This window comes from Aquabacterium sp. (genome assembly GCF_036273115.1).
Classification (GTDB): domain Bacteria; phylum Pseudomonadota; class Gammaproteobacteria; order Burkholderiales; family Burkholderiaceae_C; genus Aquabacterium.
The window spans coordinates 235,710-258,241 of sequence record NZ_DASUIN010000029.1 but is presented as its reverse complement, the minus strand read 5'-3'; the positions used below and the strand labels follow the sequence as shown (position 1 = coordinate 258,241).

20 protein-coding genes are annotated in these 22,532 nt (G+C 62.4%); 9 read left to right on the top strand and 11 right to left on the bottom strand.

Annotated elements, in window-relative coordinates:
• Positions 1 to 110: 110 nt before the first annotated feature.
• Both dbpA and VFW72_RS14130 read right to left on the bottom strand, forming a co-directional pair.
• Positions 111 to 1,529, bottom strand: coding sequence for an ATP-dependent RNA helicase DbpA (dbpA, locus tag VFW72_RS14135; protein ID WP_329674936.1), 1,419 nt, complete (start codon positions 1,527 to 1,529; stop codon positions 111 to 113).
• Positions 1,530 to 1,555: 26 nt separating this feature from the next.
• Entirely contained in the window at positions 1,556 to 2,509 is a 954-nt protein-coding gene (locus tag VFW72_RS14130; protein ID WP_329674935.1) for a DUF808 domain-containing protein, read from the bottom strand.
• Between the two features lie 230 nt (positions 2,510 to 2,739).
• Here VFW72_RS14130 and VFW72_RS14125 point away from each other — a divergent pair, with 230 nt between their 5' ends.
• The gene (locus VFW72_RS14125; RefSeq protein ID WP_329674934.1) at positions 2,740 to 4,935 is read left to right on the top strand and encodes a putative bifunctional diguanylate cyclase/phosphodiesterase; all 2,196 of its coding nucleotides are present in this window, start codon (positions 2,740 to 2,742) and stop codon (positions 4,933 to 4,935) included.
• On the opposite strand, the gene VFW72_RS14120 is transcribed toward VFW72_RS14125, so the two are convergent.
• The 3 genes from VFW72_RS14120 to VFW72_RS14110 form a co-directional block, all read right to left on the bottom strand.
• The gene (locus VFW72_RS14120) at positions 4,926 to 6,782 is read right to left on the bottom strand and encodes an ABC transporter ATP-binding protein (protein ID WP_329674933.1); all 1,857 of its coding nucleotides are present in this window, start codon (positions 6,780 to 6,782) and stop codon (positions 4,926 to 4,928) included. The two genes, VFW72_RS14125 and VFW72_RS14120, sit on opposite strands and share 10 nt — an antisense overlap.
• Before the next feature lie 77 nt (positions 6,783 to 6,859).
• On the bottom strand, positions 6,860 to 7,837 hold the full coding sequence (locus tag VFW72_RS14115; protein WP_329674932.1) for an HD-GYP domain-containing protein: 978 nt from the start codon (positions 7,835 to 7,837) through the stop codon (positions 6,860 to 6,862).
• 186 nt (positions 7,838 to 8,023) lie between these two features.
• Positions 8,024 to 8,854 carry a potassium channel family protein gene (locus tag VFW72_RS14110; protein WP_329674931.1) on the bottom strand — a complete coding sequence of 277 codons (831 nt, stop codon included), beginning with the start codon at positions 8,852 to 8,854 and terminating at the stop codon, positions 8,024 to 8,026.
• Between the two features lie 201 nt (positions 8,855 to 9,055).
• Between VFW72_RS14110 and VFW72_RS14105 the strand changes: the two genes are divergently transcribed.
• Positions 9,056 to 9,949: an acyltransferase gene (locus VFW72_RS14105; protein ID WP_329674930.1), complete on the top strand. Its 894-nt coding sequence runs from the start codon at positions 9,056 to 9,058 to the stop codon at positions 9,947 to 9,949.
• Positions 9,950 to 9,987: 38 nt separating this feature from the next.
• Here VFW72_RS14105 and VFW72_RS14100 read toward each other — a convergent pair whose 3' ends face one another.
• The 4 genes from VFW72_RS14100 to VFW72_RS14085 form a co-directional block, all read right to left on the bottom strand.
• Positions 9,988 to 10,683, bottom strand: a complete 696-nt coding sequence (locus VFW72_RS14100) for a hypothetical protein (protein ID WP_329674929.1) — start codon at positions 10,681 to 10,683, stop codon at positions 9,988 to 9,990.
• A 4-nt stretch (positions 10,684 to 10,687) separates the two neighbouring features.
• Positions 10,688 to 12,235 (bottom strand): malonyl-CoA synthase, encoded by a 1,548-nt coding sequence (locus VFW72_RS14095; protein ID WP_329674928.1) that lies wholly within the window; start codon positions 12,233 to 12,235, stop codon positions 10,688 to 10,690.
• 30 nt (positions 12,236 to 12,265) lie between these two features.
• On the bottom strand, positions 12,266 to 13,834 hold the full coding sequence (locus VFW72_RS14090) for a diguanylate cyclase (RefSeq protein WP_329674927.1): 1,569 nt from the start codon (positions 13,832 to 13,834) through the stop codon (positions 12,266 to 12,268).
• A 154-nt stretch (positions 13,835 to 13,988) separates the two neighbouring features.
• On the bottom strand, positions 13,989 to 14,228 hold the full coding sequence (locus tag VFW72_RS14085; RefSeq protein WP_329674926.1) for an RNA-binding S4 domain-containing protein: 240 nt from the start codon (positions 14,226 to 14,228) through the stop codon (positions 13,989 to 13,991).
• 71 nt (positions 14,229 to 14,299) lie between these two features.
• Here VFW72_RS14085 and VFW72_RS14080 point away from each other — a divergent pair, with 71 nt between their 5' ends.
• From VFW72_RS14080 to VFW72_RS14055, 6 genes are all read left to right on the top strand, one after another.
• Positions 14,300 to 14,878 carry a hypothetical protein gene (locus VFW72_RS14080; RefSeq protein ID WP_329674925.1) on the top strand — a complete coding sequence of 193 codons (579 nt, stop codon included), beginning with the start codon at positions 14,300 to 14,302 and terminating at the stop codon, positions 14,876 to 14,878.
• A 48-nt stretch (positions 14,879 to 14,926) separates the two neighbouring features.
• Positions 14,927 to 16,387 (top strand): aldehyde dehydrogenase family protein, encoded by a 1,461-nt coding sequence (locus tag VFW72_RS14075; protein ID WP_329674924.1) that lies wholly within the window; start codon positions 14,927 to 14,929, stop codon positions 16,385 to 16,387.
• Positions 16,388 to 16,495: 108 nt separating this feature from the next.
• Entirely contained in the window at positions 16,496 to 17,419 is a 924-nt protein-coding gene (locus VFW72_RS14070) for a branched-chain amino acid ABC transporter permease (RefSeq protein WP_329675015.1), read from the top strand.
• A 10-nt stretch (positions 17,420 to 17,429) separates the two neighbouring features.
• A complete protein-coding gene (locus VFW72_RS14065; protein ID WP_329674923.1) occupies positions 17,430 to 18,524 on the top strand; it encodes a branched-chain amino acid ABC transporter permease in 1,095 nt (364 codons plus the stop codon).
• Positions 18,521 to 19,306, top strand: a complete 786-nt coding sequence (locus VFW72_RS14060) for an ABC transporter ATP-binding protein (protein ID WP_329674922.1) — start codon at positions 18,521 to 18,523, stop codon at positions 19,304 to 19,306. Before VFW72_RS14065 ends, VFW72_RS14060 begins: the two co-directional genes overlap by 4 nt.
• Before the next feature lie 20 nt (positions 19,307 to 19,326).
• Positions 19,327 to 20,040 (top strand): ABC transporter ATP-binding protein, encoded by a 714-nt coding sequence (locus VFW72_RS14055; protein WP_329675014.1) that lies wholly within the window; start codon positions 19,327 to 19,329, stop codon positions 20,038 to 20,040.
• A 42-nt stretch (positions 20,041 to 20,082) separates the two neighbouring features.
• Here the strand turns inward: VFW72_RS14055 and VFW72_RS14050 are convergent, their stop codons facing one another.
• Both VFW72_RS14050 and VFW72_RS14045 read right to left on the bottom strand, forming a co-directional pair.
• Positions 20,083 to 20,502: an HIT family protein gene (locus VFW72_RS14050; RefSeq protein ID WP_329674921.1), complete on the bottom strand. Its 420-nt coding sequence runs from the start codon at positions 20,500 to 20,502 to the stop codon at positions 20,083 to 20,085.
• A gap of 21 nt (positions 20,503 to 20,523) precedes the next feature.
• Complete coding sequence (locus VFW72_RS14045) at positions 20,524 to 21,555, bottom strand: CDP-6-deoxy-delta-3,4-glucoseen reductase (protein WP_329674920.1); 1,032 nt, start codon at positions 21,553 to 21,555, stop codon at positions 20,524 to 20,526.
• A 64-nt stretch (positions 21,556 to 21,619) separates the two neighbouring features.
• Here VFW72_RS14045 and VFW72_RS14040 point away from each other — a divergent pair, with 64 nt between their 5' ends.
• Positions 21,620 to 22,531: an SDR family oxidoreductase gene (locus VFW72_RS14040; RefSeq protein WP_329674919.1), complete on the top strand. Its 912-nt coding sequence runs from the start codon at positions 21,620 to 21,622 to the stop codon at positions 22,529 to 22,531.
• Position 22,532: the final 1 nt, after the last annotated feature.

Below are 22,532 nucleotides of genomic sequence, written 5' to 3'. Positions count from 1 at the left end.
GCAAAGGGCGTGCAACCCTCTATTGTCGTCGCTCTGTCATTGGAAGAGGCCCCATTTTGAAAAGGGCTTTTTGGGCGCCGGGATCACCTCAGCGAGCCTTTCCGCCCCTCTCAGCGCCCCTGCTTGATCACGTCTTTGAGTAGCCGGGCTTTGGTCTTCTTGCCTTTGACGTTGATTTTGTTGAGCTGAGACACCGCCTTGGCAGCCACGCTGCGCTCCATCGCCACGTAGGTGTGGAAGTCGGTGACGTTGATCTTGCCGATCTGGCTGCCCTGGAAGCCGCCTTCGCCCGTCAGCGCGCCCAGTAAGTCCCCTGGGCGCAGCTTCTCCTTGCGGCCACCCAGCAGCTGGATGGTGACCATGGGGGGCTGCAGGGGCTCCTGGCTGGCGGGTGTCAGCTCGCTCAGCTTGTGCCATTCAGACTCGCGGCCTTGCAGCAGTTCGATGTTGCCCACTCGGCCCATCTCGTCCATGCTGGCCAGGTTCAGGGCCCAGCCTTCGGCGTCGCCCCGGCCTGTGCGGCCAATGCGGTGAATGTGGATCTCGGGGTCGGGCGTCACGTCCACGTTGATCACGGCCTCCAGCTGGGCGATGTCCAGGCCGCGCGCGGCCACATCGGTGGCCACCAGCACCGAAGCGCTGCGGTTGGCAAACTGGATCAAGACCTGGTCGCGGTCGCGTTGTTCCAGGTCGCCATGCAAGGCGATGGCTTCGATGCCATGGGCCGTCAGCACGTCGACCAGATCGCGGCACTGCTGCTTGGTGTTGCAAAAAGCGATGGTGCTGGCGGGGCGGTAGTGCAGCAACAGCTTGGCGACCGCATCCAGCCGGGTTTCGCGGTCGACCTCGTACCAGCGTTGGCGGATCTTGTTGGCCTCGTGCGTGGTCGCGACCTTGACTTCCTTGGGTTGGCGCAGGAACTGGGCGCTCAGTTTGGCAATGCCGTCGGGGTAGGTTGCCGAAAACAGCAGGGTCTGGCGGTCCTTCGGGCACTGGCGGGCCACGTAGACGATGTCGTCGTGAAAGCCCATGTCCAGCATGCGGTCGGCTTCGTCCAGCACCAGGGTGTTGAGGGCGCCCAGATCGAGCGTGCCGCGCTCCAGGTGGTCCATGACGCGGCCGGGCGTGCCCACCGCAATGTGGGCGCCATGGGCCAGGCTTTCGATCTGAGGCCGCATGGTACTGCCGCCGCACAGGGTGATCACCTTGATGTTGGCCTCAGAGCGGGCCAGGCGGCGGATCTCCTGGCAGACCTGGTCAGCCAACTCGCGCGTGGGGCACAGCACCAGGGCCTGGACATTCAGGTTCTTGACGTCGAGCCGGTTCAGAAGGGGCAGGGTGAACGCGGCCGTCTTGCCGCTGCCGGTCTTGGCTTGGGCGATCAGGTCATGTCCGGCCAAAGCCAAGGGCAAGCTGGCGGCCTGAATGGGGGTCATGCTCAGATAACCCAGACTTTGCAGGGTGTCCTGCATGGCAGGGCTGAGCGGCAGGCTGCCGAAGGAGGGGCCGGATGTCTGGGGGGAGGTCATGGGGCGGATTATCCGCCCTTGGCAGATCAGGCTCGACCGCGCACCTTCGATGCCACTTTCTGAAAGGCCGTGACACCGACTAATACCAGGGCACCCGCCAAAATGCCACCTACGGTGTCGAGCAGCGTGGGGGTGATGGACCCCAACACCCCGCCGATAGCGGGAACGGTGGCAGTCACCTCGCTGGCGTGGTGTGCCAGATCGTGCGCGCCAGGCAGGCCATGCATCAAGATGCCGCCCCCCACCATGAACATGGCCACGGTGCCAGCCACGGTCAGGGCTTTCATCAGCATGGGGGCGGCACGCAGCAGGCCTTGACCCAATGCTTGCAGGGCGCGGGTGCCCCCGCCTTGGCCTGGCAACTGGTGCAAGTACAGCCCGGCATCGTCCATTTTCACGATGGCAGCGACCAGGCCATAGACCCCGACCGTCATCAAGAGGGCCACGCCCGCCAGCACGGCGAACTGAGTTTGCAGTGACGAGTTCGCCACCGTACCCAGGGTGATGGCAATGATCTCGGCCGACAGGATGAAGTCCGTACGGACGGCCCCGGCGATCTTGTCCTTTTCGTAGGCCACCAGGTCCACCTCGGGGGCGGACAAGGCCTTGATCAGCTCGTCGTGGTGCGCCTGGTCTTCCTGGGCGCTGTGCAGGAATTTGTGCGCCAGCTTTTCGAACCCTTCAAAGCACAGGAAGGCGCCGCCCAGCATCAGCAAGGGAGTGATCAGCCATGGGGCCACCGCGCTGATCAGCAAGGCGGCTGGCACCAGAATGGCCTTGTTCTTCAACGAGCCCTTGCCCACCGCCCATACGACGGGCAACTCCCGGTCGGCCGTGACCCCGGTGACCTGTTGTGCATTCAGTGCCAGGTCGTCTCCTAGGACGCCGGTGGTTTTCTTGGCTGCGACTTTGGTCAGCACCGCCACGTCGTCGAGTACGGTGGCAATGTCGTCAATGAGGGCCAGCAGGCTGGACGCCATGGTTGAATCCTTGTGTTTGATGTGCGAGGTTGCGTGATTATCGTGGGCGCAGCGCCTTGGGCCGATATCGAGGCGGTGTTGGCATGCCGGGTGGCCAGTTGCGACGGCGGCATTACCCCGGGATTGACCGGCTTTTTAATGCGATGGTCCGGCGAGCACCGTCGCTATGCTTGCGACAACCGTTGCTGTCATCCTCGGAATACGCTGCCTATGCGGCTTTGAACCACGCCATGGCTCTTCTCAACCTGTCTCGTCGAGTCGCCTCGCCTTCGAACCTTCCGGACTCTGGAAAGGCGACAGAGGCTTTGCCTTGGCGATGGATCGCGGCGCTGACACTGGTGCTGGTGGTGATCTGGAGTCTGCCTGCGGGGGCGCCCTGGTGGCTGGATGCCCGTTGGTTCCCACCCTGGCTGCACACCATGACTGAAATGGCCGCCATCGTGGTGGCATTCATGGTGTTTTCGGTGGCGTGGCACAGCAACTCAGCGGGGCAGCCCGGCAACATCGTCGTGATTGGTTGCGGCTTTCTGGCGGTGGGCTTGCTCGACATGGGGCATGCCTTGTCTCACAAGGGAATGCCCGATTTCCTGACCCCATCGGGCTCGGAGAAGGCCATTCACTTCTGGTTGGCCGCTCGCTACACAGCGGCGTTCACGCTGCTGAGCGTGACTTTTCGCGTCAACGAATTTCGAGTAGACCGCCTTCACCGGATGCGTCTGCTGGCTTCCGCCCTGACGGTCGCTGCGTCGGTTTATGCGGTCGAAATGCTGTGGCCGGGTCTGTGGCCGCGCACCTTCATCGAAGGGCAAGGTCTGACTCCCTTCAAGGTGGTTGCGGAATACGGGCTGGTGGCCTTGTCTGCCTTGACCGCCTGGCGCTTGTACAGGCAGCAAGGGGCCGGGCGTGCCTACAGCACCACCGACCTCTGTGCGGCAGCCATCATCACCATCCTGTCTGAGTTGTGTCTGTGCCTGTACTCCAACGTGAACGACCTGTTCATGTTGCTGGGCCACATCTACAAGATCGTGGCCTATTTCTTCATCTACCGCGCGGTGTTTGTCACCAGCGTGCGGGATCCTTACGCTCGCCTGAGTGTGGAAGTGGAAGAGCGACGGGAGGCTGAGCAGCGGGTCGAGTTTCTGGCCTATCACGATGTGCTGACGCGCTTGCCCAATCGCGAGTTGGCTCGCGATCGCCTGCAACAGGCGGTGGCCGATGCGCAGCGCCATGGCACCCAGGTGGCGCTGGTCTTCATGGATCTGGACCATTTCAAGACCATCAACGACTCCCTGGGGCATGCGGTGGGCGATCGCCTTTTGCAGTGGGTGGGCAGTTGTCTGCAAGCGAATCTGCGTGAGGCCGATACAGTCAGCCGCCAAGGTGGTGACGAGTTCCTGCTCATTCTCAAAGATTTGCCTGATGCCGATGCAGTCACCCCGATTCTGTCCAAGCTGATGGAGGCGCTGAATCAGCCGGTAAGCCTGGATGGTCACGAGTTGAGTTGCTCGGCATCCATGGGCGTGGCCATGGCCCCCAGTGATGGACTGGATTTTGAAACCTTGTCCCAGCGGGCAGACACGGCGATGTACCGAGCCAAGGAAGAGGGGCGCAACACCTATCGCTTCTTTGACGACCGCATGAACCAGGAGTCGCTGGCACGCCTGACGATGCGTCAGGAGCTGCGCCGGGCGCTGGAGCAACAGCAATTTGTTCTGTACTACCAGCCCCAACTTGACCTGCGCACTCGCAAGGTGGTGGGGGTCGAGGCCTTGATTCGTTGGCGTCATCCGGAGAAGGGGCTGGTGCCTCCCGGAGTCTTCATTCCTGTGGCGGAAGAGACTGGACTGATTGTGCCCATGGGCGATTGGGTCATCCAGGAAGCGGCGCGGCAGTCCATGGCCTGGCAGGCTCAGGGCTTGCCACCACTGACGGTGGCGGTGAACCTGTCTGCCCTGCAATTCCGCCGGGGCAACCTGGAAGAGGTGGTTACCCAGGCGTTGTCGGCTTCCGGCATGCCGCCGCACTTGCTGGAACTGGAGTTGACCGAGTCGGTGCTGATCAACGACACCGACCATGTCGAGAACCGCTTGCGCCGCCTCAAGGCCATGGGGGTGACGCTGTCAATCGACGACTTTGGAACGGGCTATTCGAGCTTGTCGTACCTGCGTCGATTTGATGTGGACAAGCTCAAGATCGACCAGAGCTTTGTGCGGGACCTCAATCGTTCACCCGACGATGTGGGCATCGTGCGGGCCATCATTCAGATGTCGGTCAGCCTGGGGCTCAAGACGATTGCTGAAGGGGTGGAAACCGAGCCTCTTGCCCAGTTGTTGACTGATCTGGGGTGCGAGGAAGCCCAAGGCTATGGCTTTGCCCGCCCCATGCCCGCCGATGAGTTGGCGCAGTGGCTACGCGATCACGCCTGATCACCGTTGCCAGCTTCGTCGTCTTCGTTGCCCAGGAAGCCCCCGCTTTGATGCGCCCACAGGCGCGCGTATAGCCCGCCTTGCGCCAGCAGCGTGGCGTGGTCGCCTTCCTCCACGATGCGGCCGTGGTCGAGAACAATGAGCCGATCCATGGCAGCAATGGTGGACAAGCGGTGCGCAATGGCCACCACGGTCTTGCCTTCCATCAAACGATACAGGCTGGCCTGAATGGCCGACTCCACTTCCGAGTCCAGGGCGCTGGTGGCTTCGTCGAGCAGCAGAATCGGCGCGTCTTTGAGCATGACGCGTGCAATCGCAATGCGCTGGCGCTGGCCACCTGAGAGCTTCACGCCGCGTTCGCCCACATGCGCATCCAGCCCCGTGCGGCCTTGTGGATCGGTCAATGTGGCAATGAAGTCGGCAGCTTCCGCCTTGCGGGCGGCGGCCATCACGTCTTCATCCGAGGCATCCGGGCGACCGTAGAGAATGTTGTCGCGCACCGAGCGGTGCAGCAGCGAGGTGTCCTGAGTGACCATGCCGACTTGGGCGCGCAGGCTGTTTTGCGTCACCTCGGCCACATTCTGGCCGTCGATCAGCACAGAGCCACTGTCAACGTCATAAAAGCGCAGAAGCAAGTTGACGATGGTGGACTTGCCCGCCCCAGAGCGCCCCACCAGCCCGATTTTTTCGCCTGGACGAATGCGCAGGTTCAGGTGCTCGATGACCGTCTTTTCCCCGCCGTAAGAGAAAGACACATCACGAAACTCGACCTCGCCACGCTGCACTTGCAGGTCGGGGGCTTGCGGTCGATCGACCACGGTTTGGCGTCGCGACAGGGTGTTGATGCCGTCTTGAACGGTGCCGACGTGCTCGAACAGCATGGCCATTTCCCACATCATCCAGTGCGAAATGCCGTTGAGGCGCAAGGCCATGGCGGTGGCCGCGGCCACGGCACCAATGCCCAACAGGCCCTGGGTCCACAGCCACAGGGCCACGCCACTGGTGCTGAGAATGAGCAGCATGCTCAGGGTGTGGTTGACCACCTCGAAGGCGCTGACCAGGCGCATCTGGCCGTGCACCGTCACCATGAAGTCCTGCATGGCTGACCTGGCGAACTGGGCTTCGCGCCGACCGTGTGAAAACAGCTTGACCGTGGCGATGTTGGTGTAGGCGTCGGTGATGCGGCCGGTCATCAGCGCCCGGGCGTCAGCCTGGGCCTTCGCCCACTTGCTCAGGCGGGGAATGAAGAAGTACAGGGCCACCATGTAGCAGGCCAGCCACCCCAGGAAGGGCAGCAGCAGCCACAGATCAAAGCCACCGACCACGGCCCCCATGGTGACAAAGTAAATGACGACGAAGACCAGGATGTCGGCCACGATCAAAATCGTGTCGCGCACGGCCAGCGCGGTTTGCATGACCTTGGCCGCGATCCGGCCTGCGAACTCGTCTTGATAGAAGCTCAGGCTCTGGCCCAGCATCAAGCGATGGAAGTTCCAGCGCAAGCGCATGGGGAAATTGCCCGCCAGAGTCTGGTGCTTCAGCATGGTCTGACACATCACCGCCAACGGGCTGAGCAGCAAGATCGCGCACAGCAGGAACAGGTGGTTTTTCTGTGTGTGCCACAGGTCGGTTGGCTTGACCTGGCTGAGCCAGTCGACGATCTGACCCAGCATGCTGAACAGCAAGGCTTCAAAGGCGCCGATGGTGGCCGTCAACAGCGTCATGGCCAGTACGTAGCGGCGCACGCCTTGGCTGCAAACCCAAAGGAAGGCAAAAAAGCCCTTGGGAGGGGTGACCGGCGCCGACTCCGGATACGGGCTCACCCATTTCTCAAACACACTCCACACGCGCACATCTCCCGGTTTCGCTCAGGTCCAAACCGGTGAGCGTAGCGGATTCTGGCGTGAGGCGTGTGACCGGGCCCTTATCCCGCAGCGGACAGCACGGCGGCGGGGTCGTGGAAGCCGCCGACGGCATCGTTTTCGGCTGCGCCGATCACCATGCGACCGTAAGCCTTGCCGGTACGAGTGCGAACGGGGGAGTACAGGCGTTCGCCCATCTCGGTGGTCAACACGACGATTTCCGGGCTCATGGGGTCGGCGGTGCGGCGCACGACGATGCCTTGCTCGCCAGTGTTGAGTTCAACCAGACAACCAGGCGGGTAGAGGCCCAGTTCGCGGATGATGGTCGCCCCGAAGTAGCCGGCGCTGCGCTGACGGAAGATTTCTGCGGCAGCGCGGGTCGACAACATGCCGCTGCGGCTGATGCGGGGGCTGAGCTTGGCTCCGAACACGTCGCAAGTACGCAGTGCATCGGCGGTCTGGTTGATTTCGGTCAGCCCTTGAGGGTAGCCTTTGCCGTCGGGCTGTTCATGGTGTTGGGCCACAGCAATCAGCCAGTCCTCATCGGTCACGCCCAACTGCCGCAACATGTGCCAGGTGGCCAGTGGGTGGGCCGCAATGGCCTGACGCTGGTTGGATGTGGGGGGCTCGACCTGTTGCGCCAAAGTGATCTGCAGCGCCGTGATCGACAGATTCATGGTCAAGGCTGCCTTCACGGCACTGTCGATGCGTGATTCGCTCCAGTCTTTGCGCTTGCCCACCAGGGTCATCAACATGCCCGTGTGCATCGAGTGCAAAACGCCGTAGCGCGCCATCTTGTCCGGGCTGACGTGCACGATGTGGAAGATGGCCAGGTCCGGGTCTTCCTCAACCAGTTTGACCAGGGTGTGGGCACAGCGGTTGATGTCGGCCACGAAGCCGGCGCTTTTGCCGGGGTTCAGCAGCAAGGGCTCCAGCCACTCGGACAGATCCTGCCATCGGCTCCAGCGCAACAGGGTCTCGGTCACCACCTGGGTGTCGGGCGAGCTCGTTTGTGCAGTCGGCGTCAAGGTTGCCAGCATGTGTCACCTGTTGAACGGGCAAATTGAAAAATCTGAAACGTGTCTCAAGATACGCCCAAATGCAGTCGGTCGGCTAGTTGCACATCGGCTTGGTCGGCGTCGGTGTGATCAACTGCACAGCAGCCAAGGGGCGATCTTGGTCAGGACTTCTTTCGGACGATTCCGCGTGGAATGAAGGGTGCAGTTCTATTTTTGTAGGGATCGCCCTACGTTTGCCACGAATCCGAGCAGTTTGCGCGCTTCATCGTTACCGATGGTGGCCTCAGCCAGCAGGAAGCCCCCGACTTCACCAATGCCCACCACCTCGTTGGCGCCAGCCGTTTCGAGGTAGAGGCGTTGGCCGGGGTCCAGCAACTCGGCAATGATGCGAGCCTGCGGGTTGAGGTTGCGTGCCAGCATGCAGTTCACCGCCGTCAGTGCATCGGCATGGTGCTTTTCGTTGTAGTTGGCCAGAACCACCACGGTGGCGGCTTGCGCCAGGCAGCATCGTTCGATTGCATCGCCGCGAATGGGGTAGGGGGCTCGTGTGAACAGCACCAGGGGATCATCTACCGGCTTGTGCTCCAGGTCGGCCACGACGACGATGGAGGTGTCGGCCAGCACGGGGTTGGAGCGCAGCGTGCGAATGATTTGCTGGCCCTTGAGATTCCAGCCGATCAGAACGATGTGTTGGCTCAGTTTGTGCATTTTCAGCCCCATTTCTTCCTTGACTTTGCGTTCAATCAGCACGGCGGCTGCCAGCGCGCACAGCAATGCAGTGAGCAATTTCGACAAGATCACGGCGATGCCCATCACCATGCGACCGCCCACCGTGATTGGTGACACGCCCGAGTCGCCCGAGGTGGTCATCGTCACCAGCAGGAAATAGACGGCATCGCCCAGTGATTTCACCTTGGGGTTGATGCCGTGCTCCATGGCGAAGATCAGCACGGCGCACCCCGTCCACACCAGAATGAACAAGACCGTCAGTTCCACAATAAAGCGGTACCGTGCGACGGCCATCAGTCGCATGAACATGGACATGAATCCGAAGCGAAGGCCGCCCATCGTGTTCCTCGGTGCAAAAGGGATAGGGGGATATCGGACGAACCTCACCTGGGGTTAAGTCATGCCTGATCAAGGCCTGATTGCTGAGCCAGCTCGCCGGTGTGGGGCAATGTGTGGCGATAATCGCAGCCTGTCTTGACCGCTGGTGGCTTTGCGCACCTGACTTTGATCATGTTGGACCGTCTGATTTCCTTCCTCAAGGCCCTGGTGGCCACGACCCTGCTGATCCTCAACATCGTGGTCGCGTTTTCGATCGTTTTCCCCTTGGGGGTGGTCAAACTGGTGCTGCCCTTTCCGCTGGTTCGCAAGGTCTGCAATGCCTTGATCAGCCCGGTGGCCAACACCTGGGTGCATTGCAACAGTGGCTGGATGAAGCTTGTGCAGCCCAAGCCCTGGCACATCGAAGGGGTGGAGGGCCTGTCGCGCAAGGGCTGGTATCTGATTGGCAGCAATCACCAGAGCTGGGTCGACATTCTGGTGCTGCAGCGCGCCTTCGATGGTCACGTGCCCTTGTTGAAGTTCTTCATCAAGAAAGAACTCATTTTTGTGCCGCTGATGGGGCTGGCCTGGTGGGCGCTGGACTTCCCGTTCATGCGTCGCAAGGGCGGCAGCAGCGCCGCCAAGGATCTGGAAGCCGCGCGCAAGGCCTGCGAAATCTTCCGACTGAACCCAACTTCGGTGATCAGTTTCATGGAGGGCACTCGCGTCACGCCAGTCAAACACAAGGAGCAGAAGTCTCCCTACAAGAACCTGCTCAAGCCCAAGACGGGTGGCATCGGCATGGCCTTGGAGACGATCGGCGAGAAGTTCGAGTGCCTGCTGGACGTGACCATCGTCTACCCCCATGGGGTGCCCACGTTCGGTGACTTGCTCTCCGGCCGAGTGAAAGACGTGATCGTGCGCGTGCATCGTCGTGAGATCCCGATGGACCTCAAGATCGTGAAAGCGGACGATACCCAGTACCGTCATCGCCTTCAGCACTGGATCAACGAAATCTGGGCCGCCAAGGACCGAGAAATCGATGAATTGCAGGCGCAATTCAAGCAAGGACGAATTGGCCGTTGAGCGGTGATCGCGTGGCCATCATGAGGCCACGTCGATCCTCAAGGCTGCGACGCGGCTTTCAATGGTGCACTCAGGCGATCAAAGTCGCCAGGGGCCACGTACTGCAGCACATCCTTGCCTTTGGCGTTGAGTGTCAGGTCCAGGCCCTTGCTGGGGTACAACAGGTGTTCGGCCGCCTCGGCCCCCTGTCCAACTTGCCGGCGCTGCTCGGGTTGACCGAAGCGTTCGATCACCATTGCGGCATCCAGATTGGCCTGGGGAATGAAGGCCATGGCTGACACGGGGAACGCCGACGCAGCCTGTCGATCAGCTGGTGTCAGGGTGTACTTGCGGGTGGTGCTTTCCATGAACTCCGACTTCAGCGCCCGTTCCCGCATGCCCTGAACGGTGGCCACAGGGGCCGCCAACGTCAGTACCAGCTTGCCGCTGATGAAGCCCGCCTGGGCCGGGTCCACAAAAGCTTCCAGGGCGCCGGCTTCGCCTGGCGCGGCAATGATCGCGATCTCCAGGTTAGGGCCCCAGAGCTTTTGGGCATCGGCCAGCGTGCTGCCGCCTGGGCCCAGTGTCACACCCAAAGCGCGCACCTGCCCCGAGGGCAGGGATTCAATCTGCCATGGCAGGCCCACTGCAGTGGTTTGGCTGGCACCTGACATCTTGTCATGCCCAGCCACCAGCACGGCGCTCAAAGCCAGTGCCCCGGCGATCATGCCGGTGACGGCCCAGATCTGTTTCATCTTCTTATCCTTGGCATGCGTCTTGATGTGCCAGGCGCAGCAGGTTCTTTTGAACCTTGCCCATGGCATTGCGCGGCAGCTCATCGGTCACGATGATGCGCTTGGGTACTTTGTAGCCCGCAATGGTTTGCTTGAGTGCCTGGATCATGTCTGCTTCATCCAGCGAGGCGCCAGCCTGGGCTACCACCACCGCCACCACCCCCTCACCAAAGTCGGGGTGGGGGACGCCAATCACGGCCGACTCGATCACGCCCTGCATCTTGTCGATGTGGCTTTCCACCTCGGCCGGGTACACGTTGAAGCCGCCGGTGATGATCAGGTCCTTGGCGCGGCCCACCAGGTGCACATAGCCGCGGTCATCGATCTGGCCCACATCGCCGGTACGGAACCAGCCATCGGCGGTAAAGGCTTCGGCGGTCTTGTCGGGCATGCCCAGGTAGCCTACAAACACATTCGGGCCCGTGACTTCGACATGGCCTACGGTGCCGTCCGGGCAGGGCTTGCCTTCGTCGTCGACGATGCGCACGTGTACCCCAGGCAGGGCGGGGCCCACGCTCCCCGACACCCGCTCGCCCTCCCTCGGGCGACAGGGGTTGGAGCACAGCATGCCCGTTTCACTCATGCCGTAGCGTTCGAGGATGGTGTGGCCCGTCATGGCCTGGAAGTCTTCAAAGGCGGCGGGCAGCAAGGGTGCCGAGCCGCTGATGAACAGGCGCATGTGATCGCAGGCCGAACCGGTCAGGGCTGGGTCTTGCAGCAGGCGGCCATACATCGTGGGCACGCCCATGAACACGGTCGCCCGCGGGCGATGCGTGTCCTTGATGTGGCGAATGACCTGAGCGGCATCGAAACGGGCCAACCAGCGCATGGGGGTGCCTGAAAGCAGCGCGCAGTGCACAGCCACGAACAAGCCATGGATGTGGAAGATGGGCAGGGCGTGGATCAGTACATCGTCGGTGCGCCAGTCCCAGTGGCGCAGCAGCGTGCGCGCGTTGCTCAACAGGTTGCCATGCGTGAGCATGGCGCCCTTGCTTCGGCCGGTGGTGCCTGAGGTGTACAGGATCGCCGCCAGATCGTCGGCCTTGCGGCGCGCATGGTCGTGCTGGTCAGACTGCACCGCGGCGTGAGTCAGGAGGCTGCCGTTTTGTCGGTCACCCAAAGTGAACAGGTGTTCGACCTGGCGGTGCGCGGCCAGCGGCACCACCCAGTCTTGATCATCTGGGCGGCACACGAGCACGGCTGGGCGCGCATCGGCCACAAAGTAGTCCAGTTCGGCGGCCTTGTAAGCCGGGTTGAGCGGCAGGTACACGCAGCCGGCTCGGAGTGTGGCCAGGTACAGCAGCAGCGCCTCGACCGACTTGTCGACATGGGCTGCCACAACCGGAGGGCGGCCCGCTACCCCTTTGAGTTTGAGGCCTTCGAGCAAGTTGGCCAGCATGGCCGTGGCCCGATCCAGGTCGTCCCACGAGTAGTAATGGCCGCCATCGAGCAAGATGGCGGGGTCGTGCAGGGTGGCGGGCCAGGCCGCGCGCAGGGCGGTGAACAGGTTCATGACCCGTAACTTACCGCAACTTTCGGCTGATCACGCCAGGCCCAGCAAGCCCCAGCCACTGTCCTGTGGCGTTTCATTGATCGGGTCGGCATCGCTGGCGTGATAGACCTCGACCCGGTTGCGCCCTCGGCGCTTGGCGCGGTACAGCGCCGCATCGGCTTGTTGCAGCAAACCGTGAATGTGGGTGTGCTCGGCTTCGTCCCATTGCACTGCGCCAATGCTCACGGTGGCGTGCAAGGTGCGGTTGCCGATGGTGATCGGGGTCAGGCTGAGCGTGGCGCGGATACGCTCCAAAGCGATGATCGAGTCTTCCAATGAGGTGCTGGTCAGAATCACTGCAAACTCTTCACCCCCAATACGGGCTGGTGTGTCCGAGTCGCGCAGCGCCTGGCGCAGGATGTCGGCCAGCACGCGCAGCACTTCGTCGCCAGCACTGTGGCCGTAGGTGTCGTTGATCTGCTTGAAGTTGTCGAGGTCCAGCAGGGCCACCGTCAGAGGGCTGCCATAGCGCCGGGTTTGCAACAGGCAGGTCTCTGCCACATCGAAAAAATGGCGGCGGTTGGGCAGGCCGGTGAGGGTGTCCTCGGTGGCCAGCCTCAACCATTCCTGCTCGGCTTCGATGCGAGCTTCCTCCTGGTGGCGGGCATGAATGAGGGTGCCCAGGGTGGTGACCAGTGGGGCCAGTAAATCGATCAGGGCCGAGTCGAAGGGGCAGTCGCGGTTGCCTAAGCCAATCAGGCCGACCACGTCGTGGTCGAAGCAAATGGGCAGGCCCAGGAAATTGTCCAGTGGCGGTACGCCTGCGGGCCAGGTTGCCACGGCGCCATGAGTTGGGCTGGTGTCCTCATTGATGACGACGGTTTGGTTGGTCGTGACGACGCGCCCAAAGAGGTTGTTCAGGTCGAAGTATTCCCTTGATTGAAAACCGGAGGTGAGGCCATCCCCCAAGGTCATGGTGGGCACCACCAGATAAGGCACGCCCGGCGCGCTGTGTCGCACCACGCCGATCAGCCCAAACTGGCAGCCGCTCAATCGCAGCAGGGGAGCGAACAGCGCCTCGCAGGCGTCCTTGATGTCGTGGTTGAGCAGGAAGGTGGCTTGCGCCTGATTGATCAGGTCAAGTAACTGCCTTTGCTGGTGTTGCACCTCTTCCTGGCGCTTCTGTTCCGTGATGTCGCGCAGCGTGCCGACCACCCGCTTGGGGCGGCCACGGTGATCGCGCTCGACCAGCTTGCCGTAGCTCTGCACCCAGATGTAGTGGCCCGCATGGTGACGAATCCGGTATTCGATCGAGATGATGTCACTCAAGCCCTTGCGGTAAATCTGCGTGGCCTCGACGATCTTGTAGCGGTCTTGTGGGTGAACCAGCTTCAGCCACGAGGCCACGGTGGTCTGGGTTTCATCGGCCCCGGCGAAGCCCAGCATGGCTGCGGTACGGTGGCTGACGATGCGGTCGTGTGTTTCGAAGTCGAAGTCCCAGGTGCCCATTTGGGCCGATTCCAAGGCCAGTTGCAGCCGCTCCTGTGTGGTACGAGCCAGTTGATCGGCGGCTGATGCGGTCACACGGTCGGCTTCCGGGGGGGCGCTGGTCAAAGGCATGAATGAACTCTCCCGCTTCCATGATCAACCCGCACGGTTCGGGGCGTCAAGGGCTACAACGTGGTCAGCGGGGGTGTTGGTTGACCTCTCCCCCTGCGTAGCAGGCGATTTGGGACGTTCTTTACATTGCGAAACCAGCGCGGGGTGTGCCGGTTCAGTCTTCCGACTCTGGCGCCACCACCTTGATGCGAAAGCCTGGGGCGGCTACCACCTGTCCGGCCCGAATCTTGGCGGTTTTCCGCGACTCGTCCTGGCCATCGACTTGAATCAGGCCTTCTGCCACCATGGATTTGGCTCGCCCCCCACTTTCGGCCACGCCCGCGGCCTTGAGCAAACTGTCCAGGGGAATGAAGTCGCCTCGCAGGTCGAAGCGGATTTGTTTCAGGGATGCCATGGGTTGGGTCGTGGAGCAAATGGGGGCACAATTCGCCGACATTGTGCACTTACGTGTTTTCAGATTCGACCATGTCTCTCAAAAGAACCGATCTGGCCAAGCGGCTCGCTCTCAAGATCTCCCAAAAAATGAAAACCGCAGGGGTTCCGGGCCGCTTTGCGGCTGAGGCGGCGGTGCCGCTGGACCGCCGCGAGCGACGCAAGCTGGAGCAGGCCGAGGGGCTGGTCCCGTTTGCCGTCAAATTGCATGACGATCTGGTCAAGCAACTGCGTGCGTTGGCCGAGCAAGATGGCGGCAACCTTAACGCCGTGACCGAACGTTTGTTGCGCGCGGGTCTGGCTGCTGAACCGGCTGCTTCCCCCGTGGCGATCGACCCTGCAGGGCCGGCGCAAAAGCCTGCGAAGGCGGGTACGAAGTCGGCTTCGACGACAGCTGTGAAAAAGGCTGCGAAAGCGGTTGAGCAAAAGGCAGAGAAGAAGACTGAGAAGGCTGTGGAGAAAGCGGCCAACAAAAAGGCGGCTGACAAGAAGCCCGCTGACAAGAAGCCCGCCAAGGCTGACGAAAAGAAGGCTGACACCAAGAAAGCTGCCGGTAAAACGGTGGCTGCCAAAAAGGTCAGCAGCAAGAAGGCCCCCGGCAAGAAGGCCTGACCCGCTCAGGCTCCCCGTTGATTCAGGAGACGCAGGATGAACCGACCGATGATGCAAGTAGTCAATCCGCAGACCGGCGAGTCCGATCCTGCAGAAATCCGTCGTGTGTTCGACGCGCAACTGGCCACCGCGCTGGCTTGGCGCGAGTCCACGGCTGCCGAGCGCATCGCCCGCCTCAAGAAGTTGCGCGATGCCATGATGGCGCGACGGGAAGACTTTTACGCCGCATTCCAGAAGGACTACCGCAAGCCTTCGGCCGAAGTTGAGGCCACCGAGTTCATGCCGGTGCTCGACGAAATTCGCCATGCGATTGGCAGCCTGAAGAAGTGGATGAAGCCCACCAAGGTGTGGCCCACCATCGCCTCGGCCCTGACCAGCAGCTGGATCGAGTACCAGCCTCGCGGTCGTGCCTTGATCGTGGCCCCCTGGAACTTCCCGCTGAACCTGTGCTTCGGCCCCATGGTGTCGGCGCTGGCGGCGGGCAACACCGTCATCCTCAAGCCCTCGGAAATGACGCCCGCGGTCAGTGCCGTGATGGCCGAGATCATTGCGGCCACCTTCCCGGAAAACGAGGTGGCCCTGTTTGAAGGCAGTCTGCCCACCTCGCAGGCGCTGCTCGATCTGCCGTTCGACCACATCTTCTTCACTGGCTCGCCTGCCGTGGGCAAGGTGGTGATGGCCGCGGCCGCTAAGCACCTCACCAGCGTCACGCTGGAGCTGGGCGGCAAGTCGCCCGTCATCGTGGATGAAACCGCCAACCTGCGCCTGACGGCTGAAGCCCTGATGTGGGGCAAGTTCACCAACTGCGGTCAGATCTGTGTGGCGCCCGATCATGTCTATGTGCATGAATCGGTGAAAGACAAGCTGGTGGCCGAATGCAAGGCCGTGCTGGCCGAACGCTATGGCGTGACCGCTCAAGAGCAGCGCAACAGCCCGCACCTGGCACGCGTCATCAACCAGCGCCATACGCAACGCATTGCCGGTTTGCTGCAAGACGCCCAAGGGCGTGGCGCTCGTGTGCTGACGGGGGGCGAGGTGGATGTGGCCGCTTGCTACATTGCCCCCACCCTGATCGAACAGGTGCCGCAGGAAGCACAGATCATGTCCGAGGAAATTTTCGGCCCGGTTCTGCCCGTGATCACCTATCGTGACCTGGATGCCGTGGTGCGTGAGATCAACGCCCAGCCCAAACCGCTGGCCCTGTATGTGTTCAGCACCGACAAGGCTCGCACACGTCGCCTGCTGGCGCGAACCAGTTCGGGCGGCGTGGCCATTAACCATTGCGTGCTGCACTACGCCCAGGGTAACCTGCCGTTTGGGGGGGTGAACAACTCGGGCATCGGCAACGCGCACGGGCATTTCGGCTTCAAGGCCTTCTCGCATGAGCGGGCCGTTCTGAAGTCGGGCCCCATCCTGATGGCCAAGCTGTTCTTCCCGCCCTACACCGACTTCAAGCAAAAGCTCATCCGCGCCACGGTCGATATCCTGCGCTTGCCCAAGCTGTTCTGATCCGGGCTGTCCGAATTCAGCGCGCTTTGCCGCGATAATTCGGCCCCGGACCCTCCGCCCGCCTCTGGCTTGTTCTGCTTGGCGGGCTTTTTGCATGTCTGGACGATTGTGGACATCTTCATTCAACAAGTGATCAACGGCCTGGTGGTCGGCAGCATGTATGCGCTGGTGGCCCTGGGCTACACCATGGTGTACGGCATCATCAACCTGATCAACTTTGCCCACGGCGAAGTGCTGATGGTCGGCGCCCTGGTCAGTTGGACCGTGGTGACGGTGCTGGCCGACAGCGGCTTGCCCGGTTGGGCTTTGCTACTGCTGTCGCTGGTGGTGGCCATGCTGGCTTGCATGGTGCTGAACTTTGTGATCGAAAAACTGGCCTACCGCCCCTTGCGCAGTGCGCCTCGTCTGGCGCCACTGATCACGGCCATGGGCATGTCGCTGCTGCTGCAGACCCTGGCCATGATCATCTGGAAGCCCGATTACAAGCCCTATCCGATCCTGCTGCCCGACGAGCCCTATGACTTCTTTGGCGCCACCATCAATGTGGCGCAGATTCTGATTCTGGGGGTGACCGCGGTGGTGCTGGCCGGGCTGATGGCTTTGATTCATGGCACCCGCCTGGGCCGCGCCATGCGGGCCACAGCCGAGAACCCCCGCGTGGCTCAGTTGATGGGGGTGCAGCCAGACAAGGTCATCTCGGCCACCTTCGTGATCGGGGCCGCCTTGGCGGCGTTGGCCGGCGTCATGTGGGCGGTGAACTACGGTTCGGTGCAGCACACCATGGGTTTCCTGCCGGGACTGAAGGCTTTCACGGCCGCCGTGTTCGGCGGCATTGGCAACCTGGGCGGGGCCGTGGTGGGCGGATTGCTGCTGGGCCTGATCGAAGCCCTGGGGGCAGGCTACATTGGCGATCTGACCGGCGGCGTGTTGGGTAGCAACTACCAGGACATCTTTGCCTTTGCCGTGCTCATCCTCATCCTCACGCTGCGCCCACAAGGCCTGCTGGGTGAACGCGTGGCCGATCGCGCTTGATGGGGGCCGCATGAACAAGAAGCTGATCGGATTCATTGTGAGCGCGGTGGCCCTGGCGGTGTTGCCACTGTGGCTGCAAGGTGTGGGCCAAGCCTGGGTGCGCATTGTGGACGTGGCCTTGCTCTACATCTTGCTGGCCCTGGGCCTGAACATCGTGGTGGGCATGGCGGGGCTGCTGGACCTGGGCTACATCGCCTTCTATGCCGTGGGCGCCTACCTGTTTGCCCTGCTGGCATCGCCCCACCTGGGCGAAGCCTTTCCGGCCATTGCGGCGATGTTCCCCAATGGGCTGCATACCCCCATCTGGCTGACCATTCCGCTGGGGGCCGGGGTGGCTGCCCTGGCCGGGGTGTTGCTGGGCGCGCCCACGCTGAAACTGCGGGGCGACTATCTGGCCATCGTGACGCTGGGCTTTGGCGAAATCATCCGGGTGTTCATGAACAACCTCGACGCCCCCATCAACATCACCAATGGCCCCAAGGGCATCGACAGCATCGACCCGCTCAAGGTCGGGTCTGTCAGCCTGGGTGAGCCTTGGCACGTGGCGGGCATGACCTTGCAGCCCGTCACGCTGCACTACTACCTGTTCCTGGGCATCGTCGTGCTGGCCGTGATCTTGTGCTCGCGTCTGCATGACTCGCGTCTGGGTCGCGCCTGGATTGCGATTCGGGAAGACGAAATTGCCGCCAAGGCCATGGGCATCAATGTGCGCAACACCAAGTTGCTGGCCTTTGGCCTCGGGGCCATGTTCGGTGGCGTGTCGGGCGTCTTGTTTGCCAGCTTTCAGGGCTTTGTGTCGCCAGAGTCGTTCAGCCTGCAAGAGTCGGTCATGGTGGTGGCCATGGTCGTGCTGGGTGGCCTGGGGCACATTCCGGGTGTGATTCTGGGTGCCTTCCTCTTGGCCGCCTTGCCTGAGGTGCTGCGCCACGTGGCCGGCCCCTTGCAGGCCATGACCGATGGGCGCCTGGACGCGGCCATCTTGCGGCAGCTGCTGATTGCCTTGGCCATGATCGGCATCATGCTGTTGCGTCCTCGAGGTCTTTGGCCCTCGCCACGGCATGAAGACCAGATGCTGCCCGAGTCCAGCGAAGGAGGTCGAGCATGAGCCAGCCTTTGCTGATGGTGTCGGGCGTGTCCAAACGCTTTGGTGGCGTCCAGGCTTTGACCGATGTGGGCTTGTCGATTCAGCCCGGCCAGGTGCACGGCCTGATTGGCCCCAACGGCGCAGGCAAGACCACCTTCTTCAATGTCATCACCGGGCTCGTGCCGTCTGATCAAGGCCGATTCGAGCTGGCCGGTCTGCCCTACAAGCCCACTGCCGTTCACAAGGTGGCCAAGGCCGGCATTGCTCGTACCTTCCAGAACATTCGACTCTTTGCCGAAATGTCGGCCTTGGACAATGTGCGTGTGGGGCGCCATGTGCGTACCCATGTGGGCTGGTGGCAGGCCGTGCTGCGCACCCCGGCGTTCAAGCGCGAGGAGGCGCAGATCCGGGCTGAGGCCATGGCCTTGCTCGAGTTTGTGGGCCTGGCGCACAAGGCGAATCAAACCGCGCACACCCTGAGCTACGGCGATCAACGTCGGCTGGAGATCGCCCGTGCCCTGGCCACCGAGCCCAAGCTGCTGGCGCTGGACGAGCCCGCCGCCGGCATGAATGCCACGGAGAAAGTGCAACTGCGCGAGCTGATCGAGCGCATTCGCCAGCAAGGCCGGGCTGTGCTGCTGATTGAACACGATGTGAAGCTGGTCATGGGTTTGTGTGACCACGTGACCGTGCTCGATCAAGGCAAGTTGATTGCATCGGGGCACCCTGCGCAGGTGCAGCGTGATCCGGCTGTGATTGCCGCGTATCTGGGAACGGGCCATCAGGCCGTGCCGACCGCATGAACGCCATGTCGAGGAATGTGATGGGTGAGCCCTTGTTGTCTGTTCGGCAGCTGAATGTGTCTTACGGTGGCATTCAGGCTGTCAAGAACCTGAGTCTGGATCTGAACCCGGGCGAGCTGGTCAGCCTGATCGGTGCCAACGGCGCCGGCAAGACCACCACGCTCAAGGCCATCTGTGGCTTGTTGCAGCCCGCAAGCGGTGAGGTGCGCTACCAGGGCCGAACCATCAAAGGGCAGGGCGCTTGGGAGTTGGTGTCGCAGGGCTTGGTCATGGTGCCGGAAGGCCGCGGCATCTTCACGCGCATGACCATTGAAGAAAACCTGCGCATGGGCGCGTACCTGCGTCGCGATGCAGAGGTCGAGTCCGACATCGAAGCCATCTACACGCGCTTTCCGCGCCTCAAAGAGCGCCATCGCCAACTGGCTGGCACGCTGTCGGGCGGCGAGCAGCAGATGCTGGCCATGGGTCGGGCCTTGCTGGCCAAGCCCAAGTTGTTGCTGCTGGATGAGCCCTCGATGGGGCTGGCCCCCATCATGGTCGAGCAGATCTTCCAGGTGGTGCAGGAAGTGGCTCAACAGGGGGTGACCGTCTTGCTGGTGGAGCAGAACGCCCACCGTGCGCTGGAGCTGGCCGATCGCGCTTATGTGCTCGACTCCGGCGAGATGGTGCTGTCCGGCCCGGCGGCTGACTTGTTGCGTGACCCGCAAGTTCAGGCCGCCTACCTCGGCGCCTGAGTGGGCGCCAAGATAGGGGTGTCCGCCGGCCGTTTTGCCTGATCAGGCCAGGGCGGCCTTGATCTTCTCGGCCAAGGTCTTCAGATGCGCCTGGTCAGCCATGACTGTGGCGTGAGGCTTGCGCAGATCAGCGATTGAGCCGGGAATGACATGGATGTGAAAGTGCGGCACGGTCTGGCCAGCGCCTGGACCGTTGAGCTGCATCAGCACCACCCCTTCGGCCCCCAGACCCTTTTTCTGGGCGTTGCCAATCTTGCGCACGGTGGCCATGCAGGCGGCTGCGGCAGTGTCTGAGAGTTCAAAGATCGTGGTGGCGTGCTCTTTGGGGATCACCAGGGCATGCCCATCGGTCTGGGGCATGATGTCCATGAAGGCCAGGGTGTGCTCGTCCTCGTGCAGTTTGATGCAGGGGATCTCGCCGCGCAGAATCTTGGCAAAGATGTTGTTCGTGTCGTAGGACATTCGAGGCTCCGGTCTGGTCGGTCAGTGTTTGTCGGCTTCGCTGGTGAAAGCGTCGGCGTAGAAGTATTCTGCAGGCAAGCCGGCTTGGGCCACAAAATCGCGTTGGGCCGACTGCACCATGATGGGGGCGCCACAGGCATACACCTCGTGGCCAGACAGATCGGGCAAGTCCTGCAGCACGGCCTGGTGAACAAAACCGGTCCGCCCGGTCCATTGGTCTTCCGGTTTGGCGTCAGACAGCACCGGCACGTAGCTCAACCAGGGCAGCTCGGCCGCTTGCTGTTGTGCCCATTCGTGCAGATACAGATCAGCTTTGCTGCGGCAACCCCAGTACAGACGGGTGGGGCGGGTGATGCCAGCGTGCCGCATGTGGTCGAGGATGGACTTGATGGGCGCAAAGCCGGTGCCCGATGCGAGCAGGACGATGGGGCGCTCGGAGTCTTCGCGCAGGAAGAAGGTGCCGAAAGGCCCCTCCATGCGCAAGATTTCCTTTTCCTTCATGGCGCCGAACACGTGGTCGGTGAATTTGCCACCGGGCATGTGGCGCAGGTGCAGTTCGATGCCACCACCGTCTTTCAGCGTGTGGGGGGCATTGGCCATCGAGTAGCTGCGGCGGCTGCCGTCTTTCAAGATGAACTCGATGAACTGGCCGGCGCGGAAGCCGAAGCTGTGGGTGGCAGGCAGTTGCAGCTTGAGCACGATGACGTCTGGAGCGACGCGTTCCAGCGTGGTCACCCGGGTGGGCATTTTCTGTACGGCGAAGTCACCCAGCCCGACGACCTGGCGTGCTTCGATGACCAGGTCGGTTTGCGGCGTGGCGCAGCAGGTCAGCAGATAGCCGGCGGCCTCTTCCTCGGCGCTGAGGGCCTTGGCCTGATGGGCGCCGTGAATCACGCGGCCCTCGACCAGCTTGCACTTGCAGGAGCCGCAGGCCCCATCCTTGCAGCCGTAGGGCAGGCCGATGCCGGCGTTGAGGGCGGCGCTGAGCACGGTCTCATCGCGCTGCATGGTGAATTCGCGACCACTGGGTTGAATGTGGACGGCAAAGCTCATGGAACAGACCTCTGAACAGGGAAAATAGGCAGACCGAGATTTTCGCTCAAGACCTGCTGCCGCCATGTACAACCCTCAGCCTTCCCGTTTGTCCCAGTTCAAACGCCCACGAGTTTTGATTGTGGGTTGCGGCGATGTGGGGCAGCGGGCTGCCCGTCTGCTGCGTGGCACCTGCCGTTTGCTGGCCCTGACCTCTCAGCCCGACCGGGTGTCAGCCCTGCGGGCTCAGGGCATCGTGCCGCTGGTAGGGAACCTGGATCAGCCAGCCACTTTGGCGCGTTTGTCGGGGCTGGCGCCTTATGTGCTGCACCTGGCGCCGCCGCCCAACACCGGCGGCACCGATACCCGTACCGCCCATCTGATGCAGGCCTTGGGCCGGCGCGCGGGTGTCCGTTCCTTGGTCTACGGCAGCACCACCGGGGTGTATGGCGATGCCCACGGCGCGCGTTTTGACGAAACCCGGGGCGTGAATCCAACCACGCCGCGCGCCCGCCGCCGCGTGGATGCCGAGGCCCGTGTGCGTTGGTTCGGGCGGCAGCACCCCGGCACCCGTGTCAGCGTCTTGCGCATTCCTGGCATTTATGCGCCTGATCGGGAGGGGGGGCACCCGCGAGATCGCGTGGCCAAGGGCTCACCGGTGCTGGTGGCGCAAGACGACGTCTACACGAACCACATTCATGCCGATGACCTGGCGCGCATCTGCGTGGCGGCGCTGTGGCGCGGCAAGCCTGGGCGCGTGTTGCACGCCAGCGATCACACTGAAATGCGCATGGGCGATTACTTTGACTGGGTGGCTGATCGCTATGGCCTGCCTCGTCCACCGCGCATCACGCTCGACGAGGCTCGGCGCACCATGACGGTGATGCAGTTGTCGTTCTGGTCCGAATCGCGCCGATTGATGAATGACCGACTGTGGGCCGATTTGCGTCTGTCCTTGCGTTATCCCACAGTCAAGGAAGGCTTGAATCTGGCTTGAT

What these genes read in the sequence shown, in the direction of transcription:
- dbpA (WP_329674936.1), bottom strand. Translation starts at nt 1,529, where the DNA reads ATGACCTCCCCCCAGACATCCGGCCCCTCCTTCGGCAGCCTGCCGCTC.
- VFW72_RS14130 (WP_329674935.1), bottom strand. Translation starts at nt 2,509, where the DNA reads ATGGCGTCCAGCCTGCTGGCCCTCATTGACGACATTGCCACCGTACTC.
- VFW72_RS14125 (WP_329674934.1), top strand. Translation starts at nt 2,740, where the DNA reads ATGGCTCTTCTCAACCTGTCTCGTCGAGTCGCCTCGCCTTCGAACCTT.
- VFW72_RS14115 (WP_329674932.1), bottom strand. Translation starts at nt 7,837, where the DNA reads ATGCTGGCAACCTTGACGCCGACTGCACAAACGAGCTCGCCCGACACC.
- VFW72_RS14110 (WP_329674931.1), bottom strand. Translation starts at nt 8,854, where the DNA reads ATGTTCATGCGACTGATGGCCGTCGCACGGTACCGCTTTATTGTGGAA.
- VFW72_RS14105 (WP_329674930.1), top strand. Translation starts at nt 9,056, where the DNA reads ATGTTGGACCGTCTGATTTCCTTCCTCAAGGCCCTGGTGGCCACGACC.
- VFW72_RS14100 (WP_329674929.1), bottom strand. Translation starts at nt 10,683, where the DNA reads ATGAAACAGATCTGGGCCGTCACCGGCATGATCGCCGGGGCACTGGCT.
- VFW72_RS14095 (WP_329674928.1), bottom strand. Translation starts at nt 12,235, where the DNA reads ATGAACCTGTTCACCGCCCTGCGCGCGGCCTGGCCCGCCACCCTGCAC.
- VFW72_RS14090 (WP_329674927.1), bottom strand. Translation starts at nt 13,834, where the DNA reads ATGCCTTTGACCAGCGCCCCCCCGGAAGCCGACCGTGTGACCGCATCA.
- VFW72_RS14085 (WP_329674926.1), bottom strand. Translation starts at nt 14,228, where the DNA reads ATGGCATCCCTGAAACAAATCCGCTTCGACCTGCGAGGCGACTTCATT.
- VFW72_RS14080 (WP_329674925.1), top strand. Translation starts at nt 14,300, where the DNA reads ATGTCTCTCAAAAGAACCGATCTGGCCAAGCGGCTCGCTCTCAAGATC.
- VFW72_RS14075 (WP_329674924.1), top strand. Translation starts at nt 14,927, where the DNA reads ATGATGCAAGTAGTCAATCCGCAGACCGGCGAGTCCGATCCTGCAGAA.
- VFW72_RS14065 (WP_329674923.1), top strand. Translation starts at nt 17,430, where the DNA reads ATGAACAAGAAGCTGATCGGATTCATTGTGAGCGCGGTGGCCCTGGCG.
- VFW72_RS14060 (WP_329674922.1), top strand. Translation starts at nt 18,521, where the DNA reads ATGAGCCAGCCTTTGCTGATGGTGTCGGGCGTGTCCAAACGCTTTGGT.
- VFW72_RS14055 (WP_329675014.1), top strand. Translation starts at nt 19,327, where the DNA reads ATGGGTGAGCCCTTGTTGTCTGTTCGGCAGCTGAATGTGTCTTACGGT.
- VFW72_RS14050 (WP_329674921.1), bottom strand. Translation starts at nt 20,502, where the DNA reads ATGTCCTACGACACGAACAACATCTTTGCCAAGATTCTGCGCGGCGAG.
- VFW72_RS14045 (WP_329674920.1), bottom strand. Translation starts at nt 21,555, where the DNA reads ATGAGCTTTGCCGTCCACATTCAACCCAGTGGTCGCGAATTCACCATG.
- VFW72_RS14040 (WP_329674919.1), top strand. Translation starts at nt 21,620, where the DNA reads ATGTACAACCCTCAGCCTTCCCGTTTGTCCCAGTTCAAACGCCCACGA.